Source organism: Rhizobium sp. BR 314 (assembly GCF_047445805.1).
Lineage (GTDB): Bacteria > Pseudomonadota > Alphaproteobacteria > Rhizobiales > Rhizobiaceae > Rhizobium > Rhizobium lusitanum_B.
Genome location: NZ_JARWLA010000042.1, coordinates 1 through 20,239, shown reverse-complemented (window position 1 = coordinate 20,239; position 20,239 = coordinate 1). Strand labels below are relative to the sequence as shown.

Sequence of the window (20,239 nt, the reverse complement as noted above, 5' to 3'; positions counted from 1 at the left end):
ATCGTTCGACGTTTGGAGTAAAACCAAACAGATTGTGACAGTTCAATGAAGGAATACGGGTAAAATCCTTGATTTCAGTGGGGAAAGGCACCACATCATCAAGTGAAAGGAAGTCGTGCCATGAAACAACGAAACGCAAAATTCAATATTGGCGACGTGGTTCGACACCGGAGTTTCCCCTTCCGCGGTGTCATCTTCGATGTCGATCCGGAATTCGCAAATACAGATGAATGGTGGAACTCCATCCCGGTCGAAGTGCGGCCCAGCAAGGACCAGCCATTCTACCACCTTCTCGCCGAAAACGACGAGACGGAGTATGTCGCCTACGTATCGGAACAGAACCTGGTCAGCGATGAGAGCGGCGTTCCGCTCCGCAATCCTCAGGTCGCCCAGATTTTCGACCAGGCGCCTACCGGCCAGCTCAAGCCCAAGATGAGCCTCGCCCACTAAGCGCAAACGAATCAAGCCATTTGGGAGGGAAGGCGCACAACGCCTTCCCTTTTCATTTGCGGCCCTCACAGAACGGCCAGAAAGAAAAAGCCCGGATATCGCTCCGGGCTTTTTCTTTGATAGGACTGATGCGAGCGGCTTACTGCTGCTTGGCGGCCTTCTGAGCGTCTTCGAGCTTCTTGCGAGCTTCTTCGGCCTTCTTCTGCATGCTGTCCTGCAGGCTCTTCTGGCTTTCAGCAAGCTTGCTGTCGGAGATTGCCGGACCGTCGAAAGCTGCGGCAAAGCCGGTCAGCGAGATCTTGATCGGGTTCGGCGCACGGCGGAAGTTGATCGAGGTAAAGGTTACATCCGTACCCTTCTTCAACGAAGCAACCATTGCGTCGGTTACAGGAATTTCCGCAGTGCACTTGTCCGGAAGGCAGACGGCGTAATCGAGCTTCTGACCCTTGCCGCCATCGACCTGCATGGTGATGCCGGGCGGGATCAGGCGAGCCGTCGGGACGGAAATCTGAAGGATCTTGCGGTTGACCTTGCCATCGACGGAGATGAGGCCGACAGCCGTTACCAGCTGGCCATTGTTGGCCATGATCAGGTTCTGCACGATGCAGATATCGGCATCGTCCTGCTTGGCGCAGGTCTTGTACCAGCCGAGACGCGGCTGGTTGGGATCGCCACCACCATCGGCAGGAGCTGCGTTGGACGCATCCTGAGCGAAAGCAGCTGCCGGCATAGCCGCGCCGATCATGAGAGCCAGAGCAGAGAGACCTGCCCGCATTTTGTTGTCAGTCTTGAACATCATAGCGAAACCGCCTCCTGAAATCCGCTGCGGGACGACAGCGCGCCGTCCCATGCAATTCGGGTCAAACCGTCGTCCACCTGTCGAATGAATAAGGCAAATACATGACCCGAGAAACCCGGCACCCCTGTTACATCGCACCGGCACGGATATCCAGCTTTTCTTTGGTCTTTTCTGTTGAGTCTCAAGAATTCCGCAGTCGCGTGTTGAATCCGGCACGCTCATGATAAGGTTCGGGCGAATCGTACCCCTTACCGGAAAGGATGCCATGCAAGCGCTCCGGATCGCTGTTTTCCTGTTCTTCGCAACATTGTGCAATGCCGCCGCGGCACAGCCGCTTTATGGCATCGCCATGCACGGAGATCCGGCGCTGCCGGCCGACTTCAAGCATTTTCCCTACGTCAATCCGGATGTCAAAAAGGGCGGCCGCATCAATTATGGTGTCGTCGGCACGTTCGACAATCTCAATCCCTTCATCCTGAAGAGCATGCGCACGACAGCGCGCGGCATGTGGGATCCGGAATACGGTAATCTCTCCTACGAGCCGCTTATGGTACGCTCGCGCGACGAGCCGTTCACGCTCTACGGATTGTTGGCGCAGACCGTTGAGTGGGACGAAAGCCGGAGCTACATCCAGTTCAACCTCAATCCCGATGCCAAATGGTCGGACGGGAAGCCGGTGACGCCAGACGACGTGATTTTCACCTTCCAGCTGCTGCGCGAAAAGGGGCGCATCCCCTTTTCTTCCTGGCTGGAAACGATCGCCAGCATGGAGAAGGTCGGCGAACATAGTGTGCTGATCCGCTTCAATGAGAAGGCCAATCGCGAAACGCCGCTGATTATAGCATCGTCCCTGCCCATCCTGCCGAAGCACGCAATCGACGCTGACGGTTTCGACCGGACCACGCTCAGCATCCCGATCGGCTCAGGCCCTTATCGGGTAAAGAGCATAGATCCCGGCCTGCGCATCGTCTTCGAGCGCGATCCCAACTATTGGGGCAGACAGCTGCCGACGAAAATCGGGTTCGACAATTACGATGAGGTTGCAGTCAACTATTTCCTGCAGGACACCGCACTTTTCGAATCCTTCAAGAAGGGCGATGTCGATATTTACCCGGACGGCAGCCCCGGTCATTGGCGGCAGGCTTACAACTTCCCGGCCGTCGATTCGGGAGCGGTCGTCAAAGAGACGTTCTCGCCGAAAACACCAAGCGGCATGCTCGGTTTCGTCTTCAACACGAGACGTCCGATCTTCGCGGACAAGAAGGTTCGGGAGGGGCTGACGCTCGCGTTCGATTTCGAGTGGCTCAATCGCAGCCTGTTTTCCAGCGCCTATACGCGCACGCAAAGCTATTGGCAGAATTCCGACCTGTCATCCTTCGGCGTCCCCGCGGATGCGCGTGAACTCGCCACGCTCGGCCCTATCAAGGATCGTATCGACCCAGACGTGCTTGATGGCAGCTATAAGCTGCCTGTCAGCAACGGTTCGGGCCGCGATCGCTCTATCCTGCGCAAGACCGTGAAGCTGCTGAAGGAAGGCGGCTACACGATCCAGGGAGAAAAGATGGTCGATAAGGCCGGCCGGCAGCTCAGTTTCGAAATATTGACGCAGAACCCCGAACAGGAACGTCTGGCGCTTCCCTATCGCCGATCCCTGGCACTGCTAGGCGTCGCAGTCACCATCCGCACGGTCGATGATTCGCAATATCAGCTGAGGACGATCAACTACGATTACGACATGGTGATCAAATCCTACCCGTCGTCGCTGTCGCCAGGTATCGAGCAGGTCGGGCGCTGGGGCTCGGTCGCCGCGAAGACGCCGGGCAGCAACAATTTCGCCGGCGTTGCCGATCCGGATGTCGATACATTGATCGACCACTTCCTCACCGCCCATTCATCCGAGGATTTCCGCGATGCCGTGCGATCTTTCGATCGTTTCCTGATCTCGGGTTATTATGTCGTACCGCTCTATCACATCGCCCAGCAATGGGTGGCGCGCCGAAGCCACATCGGCCATCCCTACACATTGCCGCTCTATGGATACTACCTGCCGACCTGGTGGGACGCGTCCGCACAAAAATAGGCGTTGCGTCCATAACGGTTCCCTTTCGGTAACTGGTTGAAGCCATCGGCGCAAAGGCCTAGATGGTGGGGACAAACTGGAAACCGAAAGGAAAGAACCATGGAACGCATTACGATCGACATCGTCTCGGACGTCGTCTGCCCATGGTGCTATCTTGGCAAGGCCCGGCTGGAGCTGGCGATTGCCGAGGTGCAGGATGAAGTGGGCGTCGATCTCAACTGGCGCCCCTACCGCCTGAACCCGGACTATCCGCCCGAAGGCGTCGACCAGAAGAAGGCGCTGGAGCAAAAGCTCGGCGGCGCGGAGCGTGTTGCGCAAGGACACAAGATGCTGACGGACCTTGGCCGGGAAGTAGGAATCAAGTTCGATTTCGACGCCATCGAGATCGGCCCCAACACACTCGACGCGCATCGCCTCATTCATTGGGCCGTGACCGAGAGCCGCGAGAAGCAGGACAAGGTCGTCGACGCGCTGTTCAAGGCCAATTTCGAAGAAGGCCGCAACGTCGGCGATCACGCAGTTCTGCTCGATATCGCCGAAAAGGTAGGCCTCGACCGCTCCGTCATCGCAACGCTGCTTGCCTCGGATGCCGACCGCGACCTTATCATCGGTGAGATCGAAGCCGCCCAGAAAATTGGCGTCTCCGGCGTCCCCTTCTTCATCTTCGACCAACAATATGCCGTAAGCGGTGCTCAGACGCCGGATGTGCTGGCCGGCGCGTTGCGCGATATTGCCAAGATGAAGGCCGAAGCTCGGGCCGGGATGAATTGACCGGCGGTCGGTGACAGCTTGATTGCACAAAGGAGACCGCCGACGTTACCTGCCGAATAAGTGCAGCACTGCTCGCGGTCGTTGCGGCATAGACAAAAATCTCTATTTTGCATCATCGACTCAGCCACTGGATTTCGACGATGCATACTTTCAGCCGCTCGGACCTAAGTGACATCAAACTCGGAGACTGGGTGGATCGTCATTTGCCAACGGCATGGCGATCCTATGCCCGGCTCGCACGTCTGGATCGGCCCGTGGGCACCTGGCTTACTCTTTTTCCCTGCTGGGCAGCGCTTATCCAGGCGTCTCACGCTTTTCCCGACCTCCCGCATCTGTTGCTCTTCTCTCTTGGCGCCTTGCTGATGAGAAGCGCGGGTTCGACCGTCAATGATATCGCCGATCGGAAATTCGACGGCCATGTCGAACGCACCCGCTTTCGGCCGTTGGCGAGCGGCCAGATCGGCTTGCCGCAGGCCATATCGTTTCTGGTGACGGAACTCGCCCTCGCCGCTTCGCTTCTTTTCTTCCTGACACCCTTCACGCGCCTTGTCGCCATCTGCGTACTGCCGCTCGTCTTCATCTATCCTCTTTGCAAACGCTTCACGCATTGGCCTCAGGCAGTGCTTGGCGCAGCGTTCAATTGGGGGATGCTGATGGCCTGGTCGGAAATCACCGGTGATATTCCGACGGGCGCGCTTCTGATGTGGCTTGGCGCTATTACCTGGCAGATCGGCTACGACACCGTTTATGCCTATGTTGACGTTCGAGATGATACGCGTCTCGGCTTGAAGTCGACAGCGATCCTCTTCGGCAAGCGCGGCAAAACCTATATTGGTCTGTTCTACGCTCTTACGCTTGCGGCATGGTCAGTTGGCGGGTGGTTGGTCGGCATGTCTCCGGCCTATGGCATCGGAATGCTCGTTATCGCCGCGCACCTTGGCTGGCAGATCTGGCGTCTCGATATCGCTCGTCCCGAAATCAACTACCGGCTATTCCTCGCAAATATCCTGACGAGCGTCTTTCTGGCAGCATCGGCTTTCGTCGGCACTTTTTAAGTACGCAGCCAGAAAGCAATTGCGCGCCTGCAACTCCCTATCGTCGCTCGACGGCTTTGCGGGGCGAATAATACGTCAGCCTTGATCCGCGGCCAGCAATCCCGACGCTATCGCCCGGAACGCCTCTATCGCCTTGGGAAGCACTTCCTTGGGGCTGTCGCTGGCGGCAATCCAGAGGGCGGCATTCAATGCTGCGCCGGAGAGGAGCCGGGCTGCAGCTTCCTCATCGAGCGGCTTGATAATCTTGCTTTCCAGAAGTGCTGAAACCGTCTGCCGGGTCGCTGCGAGACAGCTGTTCTGACTGGGCCATTTCGATGGATCACCCAACACCGCAGGGCCATCGAGCAAGACAATGCGTTGAACCTCCGGATCGAGAGCCATTTCGATATAGGCTTCGCCTTCCGCCAACAGTCTCTGCCAATCACCGTCTGCCCGTCTGGCGATCTCCTTGGCCCGCAGGGCCATTTCGCTGTCGATCTGATGGACGACGGCGGCAAGCAGCCCCTTTTTGTCGCCGAAATTGTGATACAGAGCGCCCCTTGTCAGTCCGACATCTGCCGTCAACTCGTCCATCGACGCAGCTGCAAATCCCTTATCTGCGAAAGCTTTTCGCGCGGCGGCAACGAGCTTGTTGCGGTTCTCTTCCATCGTTTCCAGGCGTTTGGCCATTCTGCCCTCAAATTTCACATACGCTTCGTATTTGAATTGACACGCAGCGCACGCGACACTATTTCACATACATACCGTATATCAAATGAAGCGGTGCTTTTAAATGCCGCGCAAGATTGCGGCCGTTCAATTTCTTCTATCAACGCAAGCGAAAGCAGGCTGTAATGACGAAACGCAATGCGATCTTTCCCGCGGACAGGCATGCTCTCTACGAAAAACATGGCTATTCCGCCGCGATCCGTTCCGGCGATCTTCTATTCGTTTCTGGTCAAGTCGGCAGCCGCGCAGATGGGAGCCCGGAGCCGGATTTCGAGCGTCAAGTCCAGCTCGCCTTCGACAACCTGCGGGCAACCTTGGAGGCAGGCGGCTGCACTTTTGACGATATTGTTGACGTCACCACATTCCACACCGACCCGGAAAACCAGTTCGGAACGATCATGGCTGTCAAGAACAGGATCTTCAATGAAGCGCCCTACCCGAACTGGACGGCGATAGGCGTCAATTGGCTGGCGGGTTTCGACTTTGAAATCAAGGTTATAGCGCGCGTTCCGGATGCAGCTCATCGCTCTCAGGCGGCCTGAAACGCACGACGGATTTCGGCCCGGCGCAGCAGATAGCCGCCGGGCCGAAATGCTCTTTGGCAAAGGCCGAAAACGAAGCGGCCTCTCCTACTTCGCCAGTTCCGCCAGTTGCGTCATGACAACTGCCGCGCCCTGCAGCCGCTTTTCCGGCGTCGGCAGGTCGCGCGTCAAGAATACGCTATGGTCGGGACGGATCTTCGCCATCGTCCCCTGCTTGGCGATATAGCCGACGAGATTGGCCGGGTTCGGGAATTCCTTGTTGCGGAACTGCACGACAACGCCCTTCGGGCCGGCATCCAGCTTCTCGACATTGGCGATGCGGCAGAGCGACTTGATGTAGACGATCTTGAGGAGATGCTGCACCTCGATCGGCAAGGGACCAAACCGGTCGATCATCTCAGCGCCGAAACCGTCGATCTCCTTGATTTCGGTAATCTCGCCGAGGCGGCGATAGAGCGCCATGCGCAGATGCAGATCCGGCACATAGGCGTCGGGAATCATGACAGGCGTGCCTACGGAGATCTGCGGCGACCAGCCGGTGTCTTGAATCTCGTCGACTCCCTTAACCTCGGCAACTGCCTCTTCCAGCATCTGCTGGTAAAGTTCGAAGCCGACTTCCTTGATATGGCCCGATTGTTCCTCGCCGAGCAGATTGCCGGCGCCGCGGATATCGAGATCGTGGCTGGCAAGCTGGAAACCGGCGCCGAGCGTATCGAGCGACTGCAACACCTTCAGCCGGCGCTCCGCCGTCGTCGTCAGAACCTTGTTGACCGGCAGGGTGAAGAGCGCAAAGGCACGCACCTTGGAACGGCCAACACGGCCGCGGAGCTGATAGAGCTGGGCAAGGCCGAACATATCGGCGCGATGGACGATCAGCGTGTTCGCGGTCGGCACGTCAAGGCCGGATTCGACGATGGTCGTCGATAGCAGCACATCGTAACGGCCCTCATAGAAGGCGTTCATGATGTCTTCCAGCTCGCCGGCCGGCATCTGGCCATGCGCGACCGCCACCTTCAGCTCCGGCACATCCGACTGCAGGAAGGCGTGGATATCGGCAAGATCGGCAAGCCGCGGGCAGACGTAGAAGCTCTGGCCGCCGCGATAATGCTCGCGCATCAGCGTTTCGCGGATCACAAGGGAATCGAAGGGCGAGATGAAGGTGCGCACCGCCATGCGGTCGACCGGCGGCGTGGTGATGAGCGACAGCTCGCGCACACCCGTCATGGCAAGCTGCAGCGTGCGCGGGATCGGCGTCGCCGACAGCGTCAGCACATGCACGTCGCTCTTCAGTTCCTTCAGGCGTTCCTTGTGCTTGACGCCGAAATGCTGCTCCTCATCGATGATGAGCAGGCCGAGATTGGCGAAACTGATGCCGGAGCCGAGCAGCGAATGCGTGCCGACGACAATGTCGGTCTTGCCTTCTGCTACTTCCTTCTTCGTCAGCGCCAGATCCTTGGCGCCGACCAGACGGGATGCCTGCTGCAAGCGGATGGGCAGGCCGCGGAAACGTTCGGAGAAGGTCTTGAAATGCTGGCGGGCGAGCAAGGTTGTGGGAACGACGACGGCGACCTGCGCACCGTTCATCGCCGCGACGAAGGCCGCACGCAACGCCACTTCCGTCTTGCCGAAGCCGACGTCGCCACAGACGAGACGGTCCATCGGCCGGCCAGCGCCGAGATCGTCGCGCACAGCCTCAATGGCGTTCATCTGGTCGTCGGTCTCGTCATAGGGGAAGCGCGCGGCAAATTCGTCGTAGAGACCGTCCGGCGTACTGAGCACCGGCGCATGACGCGTCAGGCGTTCGGCCGCGACCCGGATCAAGGCGCCGGCCATATCGAGCAGGCGCTTCTTGAGCTTGGCCTTGCGCATCTGCCACGCGCCGCCGCCGAGCTTGTCGAGCTGGGCCTCGGTGCCTTCGCCGCCATAGCGCGAGAGAAGATCGATGTTTTCGACCGGCAGGAACAGTTTGGCGTCGTCGGCGTAGCGCAGCTCAAGGCAGGCATGCGGCGCGCCAGCAGCTTCGATCGTTCTCAGCCCGACGAAACGACCGATGCCATGCTCGGCGTGAACGACGATCGAGCCTTCGTCAAGACCGGCCACTTCCGAAATGAAATCGGCGGCGCGCTTGCGCCGCTTGGAACGGCGCACCATGCGGTCGCCGAGAATATCCTGCTCGCCGATAACGATGAGATCGCCGGCCTCGAAGCCCGCTTCCAGGCTAAGCACGGCCGCAGCCGCCTCGCCCTTTGCCAGGCCGCCGAGATCCTTGAAGGCCTCGATCGTTTTGACGCGCGCCAGCCCGTGCTCAGACAGCACCTGCAGGAGGCGGTCGAGAGAACCCTCAGTCCAGGCCGAAATCAGCACCTTGCCGCCCGAGGCTCGCTTGTCGGCGATATGCTTTACGACGGCATCGAAGACGTTGACGCGTTCGCTGTCAGCGCTCTCAGCGGCAGAGCGTGCCCAGCGCGGCCCTTGACGAGCGTCGAGGCTGATGACGCGGCGCGCCTCGCCCTCATGCTCATTGAAGGGAGAGATGCGGATAGCGTAGAAGGCATCGAGCGCGTTGCCGAAGGCCTTGCCATCGAGATAGAGCTGGCCGGGGGTGACGGGCTTATAGGGCGTGCCCTGCGCCATCTGGCCCTTGCCCTGCTGGCCGGAATTCAAGCGGGCGTCGTAGTAATCGAAGACGAGCTTGGAGCGTTCCTCGGCCGCCTCGCGGACGGTATGGTCCGTGACCAGCCGGAAACCCTTGAGGTAATCGAAGACAGTCTCAAGCTTCTCGTAGAAAAGCGGCAACCAGTGTTCCATGCCGGCGTAGCGGCGCCCCTCGGACACGGCGACATAGAGCGCGTCGTCGCGTGTGGCGGCGCCGAAGGCGGAGAGATAGTTCTTGCGGAAGCGGCTGATTGTATCCGGCGTCAGCGTCACTTCGCTCATCGGATTGAGATCAAGCGAGCGGACCTGCCCGGTCGTACGTTGGCTCGCCGGATCGAAGCTGCGGATGCTTTCCAGCGTATCGCCGAAGAAGTCCAGGCGAACCGGCTCTTCCGTGCCTGGAACGAAGACATCGAGAATACCGCCGCGGACGGCAAATTCACCGACCTCGCGCACGGTCGCGACGCGATCGAAACCATTGCGCTCGAGACGGCTGGCAATATCATCCATCCGCACCTGATTGCCGGGGCGGGCGGAAAACGCGAGGCTTTCGATCACGTCCTGCGGCGCGACCTTCTGCAGCATGGCATTGACCGTGACAAGCACGATTGCCGCATGTGGCTTGCGATGATGCGCAATGAGGCCAGAGAGTGCAGCCAGGCGGCGGGCCGAAGTATCGGAACTCGGCGAAACGCGGTCGTAGGGCAGGCAATCCCAGGCGGGTAGAGTGAGAACCGGTATTTCGGGCGCGATGAAGCCGAGCATCTGTTCGACATCAGCCATATGCTGACCGTCGGACATGACATAGGCGACCGGCTGACCGGCTCGTGCCAGATCAGCAAGCAGGAACGGCTCCATGCCGGTCGGCACATGACCGACCGTCAGCGGCTCGCTTGCGGCGAGCACCTTCTTCGCGTCGAAACCGGGGATCATCTCGTCAATCCAAACCTTTCGGCGATCTCTTCGAAATCTGGCTTGTAGGACACCAGGCGCTCGAAGAGAGGCGTCTGCAGATGCTGCGGGGTCGGCTCGCTCCCAAGAATCCACTTGAGGAGATCATTGTCTTCCTCGGCCATGATGCGCTCGAGTTCATCGAGATCCGCCTCGGGGAGGTTTGGCAACTCATTGTCGGCAAACTGGCCGAAGACCAGATCCATCTCGCGGATGCCGCGATGCCAGCAGCGAAAAAGGATTCGCCGGCGGCGAGGATCAAGATCGGCACTGCTGAGGGTCAGCCCAGTCATCAAAAACACCTTTATGTTGATGCGTCTCTATAAAACCAGCGTTGTAAGGTGGGAACCGGTTTTTCAGAAAAAAGCATCTGCGATGCAATTTTCCGGGGAGTGTTCGGCGCAATATCGCTGAGTTCTCCGCCAGCCCTTGCCAAATGCGCCCCGTCCGTCGCATTTTGCCGGCCATGCGTCCCGCCATCCTCGACCCGTTGTTTGCCTCCATCTCGTCGCTTCCAGGCGTCGGGCCGAAGGTATCCGAACTGCTGGTGAAGCTGCTCGATCGCGAGACGATCGACGACTGCCGTGTCGTCGACCTCATCTTCCACGCGCCGCATTCGATCATAGACCGGCGCGAGCAACCGGGTATTGCCAGAGCGCCGCAGGGAGCCATCGTCACCATTACCGGCCGTGTCGACCGGCATCAGCCGCCGCCCAATGCACGCAGCAACGTGCCCTATCGCGTCTATCTGCATGACGAGACTGGCGAGCTTGCGCTGGTCTTCTTTCGCGGCAAGGCGCAATGGCTGGAAAAGCAACTGCCTGTCGACGAGACCGTCACGGTCAGCGGCAAGGTCGACTGGTTCAATGGCCGCCCGTCGATGGTGCATCCCGACTATATCATGCGCGAGAGCGAGGCGGAAAACCTGCCGCTGGTCGAACCGGTCTACCCGCTGACCGCAGGCCTCACGCCGAAATTCCTTCGCAAGACCATCGAGGGAGCACTCCCACGCATTCCGCAACTGCCTGAATGGGATGACATCGCGCTTACGCAGAAGCAGGGCTTTCCCACGATCTCCGACAGCTTCCACATGCTACATGCGCCGCGAGATGCCACCGATATCGATCCGCAGGCGCCGGCCCGCCGCCGGCTTGCCTATGATGAGTTCCTCGCGGGGCAACTGTCGCTCTCTCTCGTACGCCAAAGGCTGCGCAAGGTGGCGGGGCAACCCGTGCATGCCACTGGAGAAGTCAGCAACAAGATATCGGAATCCCTACCTTTCTCGATGACGAACAGCCAGCTGGATGCGGTTGCCGATATTCTCAAGGACATGGCCGGCACGGAGCGCATGCTCCGGCTGCTGCAAGGCGATGTGGGTGCTGGAAAGACGCTAGTTGCCTTGATGGCGATAGCCGCCGTCATCGAAAGCGGCGGCCAGGCTGTGCTGATGGCGCCGACCGAAATTTTGGCACGTCAACACTATGCGACGATCTCGAAATTCGCAGCAAGTGCAAATCTTTCCATCGACATTCTCACAGGTCGCACGAAGGGCCGGGAGCGAGATGCTATCTTGGAACGCATCGCCTCCGGCGAAGCGCAGATTGTCATCGGCACGCACGCATTGTTCCAAGACAGTGTCGCCTACGCCAATCTCATGCTTGCCGTCGTCGACGAGCAGCATCGCTTCGGCGTCCACCAGCGCCTGCGCCTGACCGCGAAGGGCATCTCGCCGCATATGCTCGTCATGACCGCAACGCCGATCCCGCGAACGCTGGTGTTGGCCGCCTTCGGCGACATGGACGTTTCCAAACTCACCGAGAAGCCGGCAGGCCGCAAGCCAATCCAGACGATCACCATCCCGAACGAGCGAACCGGCGATATCGTCACACGACTAAAGAGCGCGCTCTCCGAAGGCAAAAAAGCCTATTGGATATGTCCACTTGTGGAGGAATCCGAAGAATCCGATTTAATGTCCGTCGAGGAGCGTCATGAGACTCTCACCAAGGCGCTCGGCCAAGGGATCGGACTCATTCACGGCCGGATGAACGGGCAGGAAAAGGACGCCGTCATGATGGCCTTCAAGAATGGTGAGATCCGCCTACTGGTCGCCACGACCGTCGTCGAAGTGGGTGTCGACGTGCCGGATGCGACGATCATGGTGATCGAGCATGCCGAGCGTTTCGGCCTGGCGCAACTGCATCAGCTGCGTGGGCGTGTCGGACGCGGCGACGAAGCTTCCACCTGCATCCTGCTCTACAAAGGGCCGCTCGGGGAAACCGGACACGCGCGACTGTCGATCATGCGCGAGACCGAGGACGGTTTCCGGATCGCCGAGGAGGATTTGAAGCTGCGCGGCGAAGGCGAGCTTCTCGGCACGCGCCAGTCCGGCACGCCCGGCTTCCGCATTGCCAGCCTTGAGGCGCACGCCGACCTCCTGGAAATCGCCCGCAAGGATGCCGCCTATCTGATCGAACGGGATCCGGAGCTGACAAGCGAGCGCGGCGTGGCGGTGCGTACCCTGCTCTACCTCTTCCGCCGCGACGAAGCGATCCGCTTCCTGCGGGCCGGATAATTGAATGGACGCGGTGACCGCGCCCATCCGTGTCTCATGAGATTACTTGCCGGCTAGGCCTGGAATAGTGACCTGAAACACCTGGAACATGGTGTCGACATCGGCGCCACTATCATCCTTGTAGGCAGCTCCGACCTGGAAGCCGTCCTGGGTGATGAAGTCGTTGTCGTTGGCGACGAATAGGAAGTAGTCATCCGGCAGCTTCGGGTCCTGGACGCTAGCGAGCGACATGGCTTCCCATTTTTCCGAGAGATTGTTGCGATCGTTCGGAGCGCCGTTGTGTAGGCCGAAGCGGGCGAGATCGGCAGCATCGTTGATGTCGATGAACTGGCTGAGGACAGCCGGCTTGACTGAAGGGTCGAGAACGCCCTTCGGAGCGACAGCCGTATCGCCGTCGAACTTGCCGCCGGCAATGTCGGTGGCGGCGGACACATCGACGGCGACGATGCTACGATAGATCGACTTTTCGCCCTTCTGGCCGTAGCCGTTGTTGCTGTCGCGAGCGAGCATCAGGAAGCTTGTCGGTGAAAGTGCTACGATTTCGCTCTGGGCGGCGACGGCCGTCTTGCCCTTGTCATTGGTGAAGACCGGCAAGGGCACGACATATTCATGCACCAGTTTCAGATGGCCGAGATCGGTAGTCTCGTAAACCAAGGCGCGTGTGTTCTGGCGCGTCGAGCTGGAATCGCCGCCATCCTGGCGCGTCGCGGACTGGAGCACCGCAATCAGGAACTTGCCGTCCGGGGTCAGTGACATGCCCTCGAAGCCCTGGTTATTCTGGCGTCCGCTCGTCGGGTCCTTCGGATCGGGAGCGGATTCGCCGGGGCCTGGATTGTTCGAGGAGAAGTTCACGGTGCCCTTGCGTATCGGCAGAAACGCGGCCGGCGGGGCCGTGGCCGAAATCATCCGCCCGTCCGCCGAGAAGCGGTAGATGTAGGGTCCGTATTCATCGCTGATGAACATCGAGCCATCGGGCAGCCGGGCAACGGCTTCGTTGTCGAGCGAGATCTTGCCGTTCGGCGCTTGCGGCAAAAATGGCATGGCACCTTCCGGATTACGAACGCCGTTTGCCGGATCGAGGCCGGTGGTGTCGTTGCCCTTGTTGTCCTTCAGCAGCAGCGTGTCAGCGAGCTTAGCTTCGACACCCAACTGCTCCTTGCCGGCTGGTGGTGTCGCGCCGGGAGCAACCGGTGTCAGCTTGATATCGATGGTGTTGAGACGCGCGCGATAATCGTTGGTGCCGGCAACATTGTAGCCGCGATCCGGCAATAGCCACAGCGAGCCCTTGTAGGTGCCATCGGCGTTGCGGGTCCAGCTCTTGGTATCGATCGACATGCCCGAACCGGAACCAAAGGTTTCGCCGAACTTGTCGCGCTGATCGGCAGGGATGCGGCCAATGGCGACGCGCCCCTTGTTGATGATCGCCACGCCGCCGACGGTTACGGACGTATCGGCGAGGGCTGCCACCGGAGCCATGAAAACGACTGTGGCAAGCGTTGCCGATAACAACGACAAGCTTGTCGAACGCGTATATCTCAAAACAATATCCTCCGGATGAAAATCTTCTGGAGACAATGGCGTCTATCTTCGGCCCAGTCTAAGACCCGGATCGAAGTGCATTTGCTCGGCACAGAGGCTTCAAGCCATCAGTGATGAAATGCATTCTATCGCTCGTCCCCAACGAGGATCTAAGGCGTCAACATGATATGCGCATGACAGCTCGCGCAATGCGCGAAGCTTGCCAACCGCCCGCCGCTAGAAAGCAGCCTAGCAGTAGTCCGGCAAGACTGTGGGGCGGTTTCGCGTCCGAAACTGCTTGAAAACAATGAGATCGAGCATTCTCGCGGCTATGCCCAAAACGGAAATGCGTTAGGTCAGCGACTTCACTGGAATGGGTGTCGGCAACAGGCCTTTGGCCGCCACAAGTGCGTCCTTATACTCCGGTGCAACCAGGCCGCCTGATATCAGAAGCTTGGCGCCATCCTCCGGGCTCATGTCGAGCACGGTGATCTTTTCGCGGGGAACGAAAACCAGAAAGCCAGCCGTCGGCACCGGCGTCGGCGGCAGGAAGACCGCCACCATATCCTTGCCCATGGCATCGAACTTCGAGGCGATCTCGCCTCTGGCATCCGTCGAAATAAACACCATCGACCACAAGCCGGGGCTTGGATATTCTATAAGCCCGACCTTCTTGAAGGAGGTGCCCTGCTCTTTCAGCACCGTTTCGAAGATCTGCTTGACGCTCTTGTAGATCGTCCGCACGAGGGGCACGCGATTGACGATCGACTCGCCGAAACGGACGATGCTTTGACCGATCAGGTTCTTGGCAAGGAACCCCACCAGCGTGATGAAGATCATCGCAATCACCAGCCCGGTGCCGGGAACTGCGAAGTTCAGATAGCTTTCCGGATCATAGCGCGCGGGGATGTATGGTCGCACCCAGCTATCCGCCCAATGAACGACTGACCATGTCAGCCAAAGCGTTATGGCTATGGGTGCGCAAATAATCAGGCCGGCCAGAAAATTGTTTCTGATCCGCGTCGGTACGGACGCTTTGATGAGTTTTTCAGTCATTCGCCGTTCGAAAACTCCGTTCCGTCACCTACCGCTATCGGCCAAGTCCTCCCCACCTCTCCTCTAAGGAAAGTGCCAGAAATCCATGCGGCATACAACCCGGCAGTCATGCCGCCGGGCTTGACGGAGATGCGGCTCACGACGACGTGATGCCGGGTGACAACAGGAGCGGAACTCTACTCCACCGTCACCGACTTGGCGAGATTTCGCGGCTGGTCGACATCGGTGCCCATAAAGACAGCGGTGTGATAGGCAAGCAGCTGAATCGGCAGCGAGAAGATGATCGGGGAGATGATCTCGTCCACCAAGGGCAGAACGATCGTCGCCATCGTCGGCAGCGTGGACGCTGCAGCACCCTTTTCGTCGGTAATGAAGATGATTCGTCCGCCGCGTGCTGCCACTTCCTGCATGTTGGAAACCGTCTTGTCGAAGAAGCGGTCATGGGGAGCGATGACGATGACGGGCATGTTCTCGTCGATCAGGGCGATCGGTCCATGCTTGAGTTCGCCGGCTGCGTAACCCTCTGCATGGATATAGGAGATTTCCTTCAGCTTCAGCGCGCCTTCCAGAGCGAGCGGGAAGCTGGTGCCGCGACCGAGATAGAGCACGTCCTTGAACTTCGAAATCTCACGCGAAAGGCTTTCCATCTGCGGCTGAATGAGATTGAGGACATTGGCCATGATGCGTGGCATCTCAATAAGATGATGCACTAGCTCCTTCTCATCCTCGGCACTGATAGTGCCGCGAGCGACACCGGCGCCGATCGCCAGCGATGCAAGAACGGCCAGCTGGCAAGTGAAGGCCTTCGTCGAGGCAACGCCGATTTCCGGGCCGGCCATGATCGGGAAAACCGCGTCGGATTCACGCGCGATGGTCGATTCCTTGACGTTGACAACAGCGCCGATTTTCAGGCCATGATCACGGCAATAGCGCAGCGATGCCAGCGTATCGGCCGTCTCGCCGGACTGTGAAATGAACAGCGCAGCCTGCGAAGACTGCAGCGGCATTTCGCGATAGCGGAATTCGGAGGCGACATCGATTTCGACCGGCAGGCGCGCATAGCGCTCGAACAAATATTTGCCGATCAGGCCAGCAAGATAAGCGGTGCCGCAGGCGGAGATCGCCAGACCCGACACTTTCCCGAAGTCGATAGCCGACACGCCGGGATGCACGCGATGGCTGGCGAAATCGACGTAATGGCTGAGAGCGTGGGAGATGACCTCCGGCTGCTCGTAGATTTCCTTTTCCATGAAGTGGCGGTGATTGCCCTTGTCTACTACGTATGCAGTCGCCTGGGAAATCTGCCGCGGCCGCTTCACTTCCTTGCCGTTGAAATCGAGAATGGTTGCGCCGCTATGCGTGACGATGGCGCAATCGCCGTCAACGAGATAGGTGATCTCATTGGTAAACGGCGCAAGCGCAATAGCATCCGAACCGAGGAACATTTCGCCCCTGCCGTGACCGACGGCAAGCGGCGGGCCTGAGCGTGCCGCCATCAGCGTGCCCGGATCGTTCTGGAACATGACGGCCAGCGCATAGGCGCCGGTGACGCGGTTCAGCATCTTCAGCATGGCAGCGCGCGGGTCGAGGCCATCGCGGATGTAATTCGCCAGGAGATGCGCCACGACTTCGGTATCCGTTTGCGACGAGAATACCCTGCCCTCAGCCTTCAATTCTTCGCGCAATTCCGAAAAGTTCTCGATGATGCCGTTGTGGACGACGGCGACGCCTTCGACGAAATGCGGATGCGCATTGGTTTCGTTCGGAACACCATGGGTTGCCCAGCGTGTATGGGCGATGCCGGTCGTGCCCGGCAGCGGATCCGTTTCCAGGCGCTTTTCCAGATTGAAAAGCTTTCCTTCCGCACGGCGGCGATCCATCACGCCGTCATGGATGGTCGCAACGCCAGCGGAATCATAACCGCGATATTCGAGGCGGCGCAGCGCGTCCACCAAGCGATCCGCCACCGGCTTCGTTCCGACAATCCCTACAATACCGCACATACAACTCTCCGTCTGACCTCAGATTTGAGGGCAAGTCCTACCTGTTCCTAGAATTTTCTCAATTGGCATAACGGTCACTTTCGATTTCGTACCATTACGCGAAAAACGTAGAGCTAGAGGCTACCGCCACCCTTCTTTGCTGCCTTGATGGCCAGAGCTCGCTCGCGGATGAGCTTGGCTCGCTCCGGCTTTACTTCCTGACGAGCCCGTCCGAAGGCCAGGGCATCGGCAGGAACGTCATCGGTGATGACACTGCCGGAGGCGATATAAGCACCATCGCCGATGCGAATAGGCGCCACAAGCGATGAGTTGGATCCGACGAACGCATTCGCACCGATGTGAGTCTCGTGCTTGTTGACCCCATCATAATTGCAGGTGATCGTGCCCGCGCCGATGTTGCTGTGAGCACCGATCGTCGCATCGCCGATATAGGCCAGATGGTTGACCTTGGCGCCTTCGGCGATCTTGGCGTTCTTGACTTCGCAGAAATTGCCGACCTTGGCGCCGGCGGCGAGATCGGCCCCAGGGCGCAAGCGCGCAAACGGCCCGACCGTGGCCCCAGCACTGACATGCGCACCCTCAATATGCGAGAAGGCATGAATGATCGCTCCGCCATCGATGATGGCGCCAGGACCGAATACGACATTCGGCTCGATTAGTGCATCCTGGCCGATGACGGTGTCGTAGGCCAGGAACACGGTCTCCGGCGCAATCATGGTGACGCCCGACAGCATGAGTTCGTGGCGCCGACGCTCCTGCCAGAGGCGCTCGATGAAGGCGAGCTCGGCGCGATTGTTGCAGCCGGTCATCTCGACTTCCGGCGCATCGACGGCCACGGCGCGGCCGCCGAGCGAACGCGCGATTTCGACAAGATCGGTCAGGTAATATTCGCCCTTGGCATTGGTGTTGCCGATGCGGTCGAGCAGGTCCAGCGCCTTGCGACCGTTGATGGCCATCAGGCCGCTGTTGCACCAGGTTATCGCGAGCTCGGCATCGGTCGCATCTTTCGCCTCGCGAATCGCGATCAATTCGCCGTCTTTGACCAGGAGCCGGCCATAGGCATTCGGATTGTCGGTGTGAAAGCCGATGACGACGACATCGTTACCATCGGCCAATCCCCGTCGGGCGGCGCGAAGCGGAGCGTCGGTCAGCAGCGGCACATCGCCATAGGCAACGAGAATATCGTCATATCCGCGAGCAATCGCTTCGCGCGCCGCCAGAACGGCATGGCCTGTGCCTAAGCGTTCCTTCTGCAGATACGATTCGACTGCGATGCCGCCAATCGATGCCGCGGCGCCGACCTCGTCAGCATTCCGCCCTACGACCAGCGCCGCGGTCGAAATATCGGTCTTGGCGATTGCGTCCATGACGTGGGCAATCATCGGCCGGCTCGCGATCGGATGCAGCACCTTCGACGTCGACGACTTCATGCGGGTGCTGTCGCCGGCGGCTAGGATGATAGCGAGGCAGGTGCGTTCCATTTCAAGCTCCGAGATACACGATCAGACGCGGCCCATTGCTGGTCGCAAGCTTCTCATAGCAACTGTTCAAGCAAGGCACTACGGAGAAATTGGAAACAGTTCTCAAGTTTCGGCCAGCGCGGCAAAGGCTTCGAGGACGTGCTGCTTCCCATCAATGATCACGAATTCCATGGCCCTACGGGCCCCCGCGCTATCCCGCGCGGCAATGGCATCGACGATAGCGGTATGAGTTTCCGCGATATTGCCGAAACCACTGCTGGCAGGCGGCGCGCTCATGCGGAACATACCGACCAGCGCCGCCTCGATAAGCCCGCCCAGCGATCGCATGAACGGATTCTGCGAGGCCTCCGTAATGGCGAGGTGAAAATGCAGGTCGGCAACAGCCAGGCTATCAGACGTATGTTCCGGGTTCGCCAACGCCGCTGCAAGTCGGCGCAGCAGATCGATATCCTCCTTGCTTGCCCGTTCAGCAACAAGACCTGCGGCGAATGGTTCGAACGCGATGCGTATGTCATAGAGATGGAGGAGAAACTCCTGATCGACGCCGTTTTCGAAGTGCCAGCTCAGCACTTCGTTGTCGAACATGTTCCAGTGGATCTTTTCGGTGACGCGCGTGCCGACGCGTGCCCGCGGCACGACCATACCTTTGGCCGCCAGGGTCTTCATGCTCTCGCGCAGAATGGTGCGGGACACTTTGAAGCGCTGCAGAAGCTCGCTGTCGCCCGGAAGAATGCTTCCGATCGGAAATGCGCCCGCGACGATCGCCTTACCGAGCTCGTCGACCACTTGCGCGTGGCTCGTCCGTGACCTTCCTCCGGATTGTCGGTTGTCAAGCAATCGTCCGTTCAAGCACGCTGTCCTTTCCCCAGGCGTAGTATCGAATGAAACGGGAGAGCAAGAGGAAAACAGTCTGCATTGGAATAGCGCCCGATAGCGCCAAGCGGGTCAGCATTCTCATCCGAAAGCCTGACAGAATCGCTGTGACGACGGTACAGCTCGCATACGAGCCTTGTTTGAAAATTCCAAAGAGTGTTCCTCCGCCGAACCCCGCTCCTCCTGCACGCAGCGTTCCTCTCATGACCACAGCATCGCATTCGGCGCCACTGCGGTAGTCCAGTATCCTGCTGATGTATAAATGGAAAAAACGATTCCGAATAGACCCGCAACGAAAGCTCCGGCTTCTGGCCTTGGCCTGAAACAGACCGATATGCCACCGCGGCTACCCTCGCAAACCAGGCAACATCGCTCCCGCATGCCTCAAGCTACCACCAGAGCAGGAGGCAAAAAATCATACAGTAATATCTTTGTAGACGATCATTCATTCATGCAGTGAAACAAAAAGGGGCACCAAGACAGCCCGTGTGGAAACGTTTGGAGGCTCCGGTTTGACCGGGGCCTCTTTTGGTTTCTGGGTCTATGCGGGCTTTAATGTCATGTTTATGGTGGGCATGATGTTGTAGGCGAGCACGGAGAGGGCCATTTCGGTTCTGGTGCCCTTGAGGTTTCTGGTCAAGAAGCGTCCGCCTGCCATCATCCGTTTGATGGTGCCGAACGGATGTTCTGCCGTGCATCGACGCAATCGCATCATGTCGGGCGTT

The 20,239-nt window shown here is 59.1% G+C and carries 16 protein-coding genes; 6 read left to right on the top strand and 10 right to left on the bottom strand.

The annotated features are described in order from the left end of the window. The first annotated feature begins 120 nt into the window (after positions 1-120). Positions 121-450, top strand: a complete 330-nt coding sequence (gene hspQ / locus QD461_RS31765; protein ID WP_414091100.1) for a heat shock protein HspQ — start codon at positions 121-123, stop codon at positions 448-450. A gap of 139 nt (positions 451-589) precedes the next feature. Here the strand turns inward: hspQ and QD461_RS31760 are convergent, their stop codons facing one another. Then, positions 590-1,249: an invasion associated locus B family protein gene (locus QD461_RS31760; RefSeq protein WP_184708363.1), complete on the bottom strand. Its 660-nt coding sequence runs from the start codon at positions 1,247-1,249 to the stop codon at positions 590-592. A gap of 265 nt (positions 1,250-1,514) precedes the next feature. On the opposite strand from QD461_RS31760, the gene QD461_RS31755 reads away from it, so the two are divergent. From QD461_RS31755 to ubiA, 3 genes are all read left to right on the top strand, one after another. After that, positions 1,515-3,329 carry an extracellular solute-binding protein gene (locus tag QD461_RS31755; RefSeq protein WP_414091099.1) on the top strand — a complete coding sequence of 605 codons (1,815 nt, stop codon included), beginning with the start codon at positions 1,515-1,517 and terminating at the stop codon, positions 3,327-3,329. Positions 3,330-3,428: 99 nt separating this feature from the next. Further along, positions 3,429-4,100, top strand: a complete 672-nt coding sequence (locus QD461_RS31750; RefSeq protein ID WP_414091098.1) for a DsbA family oxidoreductase — start codon at positions 3,429-3,431, stop codon at positions 4,098-4,100. Positions 4,101-4,240: 140 nt separating this feature from the next. Further along, positions 4,241-5,155: a 4-hydroxybenzoate octaprenyltransferase gene (gene ubiA, locus QD461_RS31745; RefSeq protein WP_414091097.1), complete on the top strand. Its 915-nt coding sequence runs from the start codon at positions 4,241-4,243 to the stop codon at positions 5,153-5,155. 75 nt (positions 5,156-5,230) lie between these two features. Here the strand turns inward: ubiA and QD461_RS31740 are convergent, their stop codons facing one another. Next, on the bottom strand, positions 5,231-5,824 hold the full coding sequence (locus QD461_RS31740) for a TetR/AcrR family transcriptional regulator (RefSeq protein WP_414091096.1): 594 nt from the start codon (positions 5,822-5,824) through the stop codon (positions 5,231-5,233). Between the two features lie 164 nt (positions 5,825-5,988). Between QD461_RS31740 and QD461_RS31735 the strand changes: the two genes are divergently transcribed. Further along, on the top strand, positions 5,989-6,405 hold the full coding sequence (locus tag QD461_RS31735; protein ID WP_414091095.1) for a RidA family protein: 417 nt from the start codon (positions 5,989-5,991) through the stop codon (positions 6,403-6,405). 87 nt (positions 6,406-6,492) lie between these two features. Here the strand turns inward: QD461_RS31735 and mfd are convergent, their stop codons facing one another. After that, the gene (mfd, locus tag QD461_RS31730; protein ID WP_414091094.1) at positions 6,493-9,993 is read right to left on the bottom strand and encodes a transcription-repair coupling factor; all 3,501 of its coding nucleotides are present in this window, start codon (positions 9,991-9,993) and stop codon (positions 6,493-6,495) included. Beyond that, positions 9,990-10,304, bottom strand: coding sequence for a succinate dehydrogenase assembly factor 2 (locus QD461_RS31725; protein ID WP_414091093.1), 315 nt, complete (start codon positions 10,302-10,304; stop codon positions 9,990-9,992). The genes mfd and QD461_RS31725 overlap by 4 nt, the downstream gene beginning before the upstream one ends. A gap of 173 nt (positions 10,305-10,477) precedes the next feature. On the opposite strand from QD461_RS31725, the gene recG reads away from it, so the two are divergent. Beyond that, positions 10,478-12,583, top strand: a complete 2,106-nt coding sequence (gene recG, locus QD461_RS31720; protein WP_414091092.1) for an ATP-dependent DNA helicase RecG — start codon at positions 10,478-10,480, stop codon at positions 12,581-12,583. Between the two features lie 42 nt (positions 12,584-12,625). Here the strand turns inward: recG and QD461_RS31715 are convergent, their stop codons facing one another. The 6 genes from QD461_RS31715 to QD461_RS31690 all read right to left on the bottom strand — a co-directional run. Further along, the gene (locus tag QD461_RS31715) at positions 12,626-14,122 is read right to left on the bottom strand and encodes an esterase-like activity of phytase family protein (RefSeq protein WP_414091091.1); all 1,497 of its coding nucleotides are present in this window, start codon (positions 14,120-14,122) and stop codon (positions 12,626-12,628) included. Between the two features lie 330 nt (positions 14,123-14,452). Further along, positions 14,453-15,157: a DUF502 domain-containing protein gene (locus QD461_RS31710; RefSeq protein ID WP_414091090.1), complete on the bottom strand. Its 705-nt coding sequence runs from the start codon at positions 15,155-15,157 to the stop codon at positions 14,453-14,455. A gap of 176 nt (positions 15,158-15,333) precedes the next feature. Beyond that, positions 15,334-17,160: a glutamine--fructose-6-phosphate transaminase (isomerizing) gene (gene glmS / locus QD461_RS31705; protein ID WP_414091089.1), complete on the bottom strand. Its 1,827-nt coding sequence runs from the start codon at positions 17,158-17,160 to the stop codon at positions 15,334-15,336. A gap of 113 nt (positions 17,161-17,273) precedes the next feature. After that, positions 17,274-18,641, bottom strand: a complete 1,368-nt coding sequence (gene glmU / locus QD461_RS31700; RefSeq protein ID WP_414091088.1) for a bifunctional UDP-N-acetylglucosamine diphosphorylase/glucosamine-1-phosphate N-acetyltransferase GlmU — start codon at positions 18,639-18,641, stop codon at positions 17,274-17,276. Between the two features lie 102 nt (positions 18,642-18,743). Beyond that, positions 18,744-19,490, bottom strand: coding sequence for a FadR/GntR family transcriptional regulator (locus tag QD461_RS31695; RefSeq protein ID WP_414091087.1), 747 nt, complete (start codon positions 19,488-19,490; stop codon positions 18,744-18,746). A 565-nt stretch (positions 19,491-20,055) separates the two neighbouring features. Further along, positions 20,056-20,239, bottom strand: a 184-nt coding sequence (locus QD461_RS31690) for a transposase (protein WP_414091086.1), incomplete at its 5' end; no start/stop codon positions are given.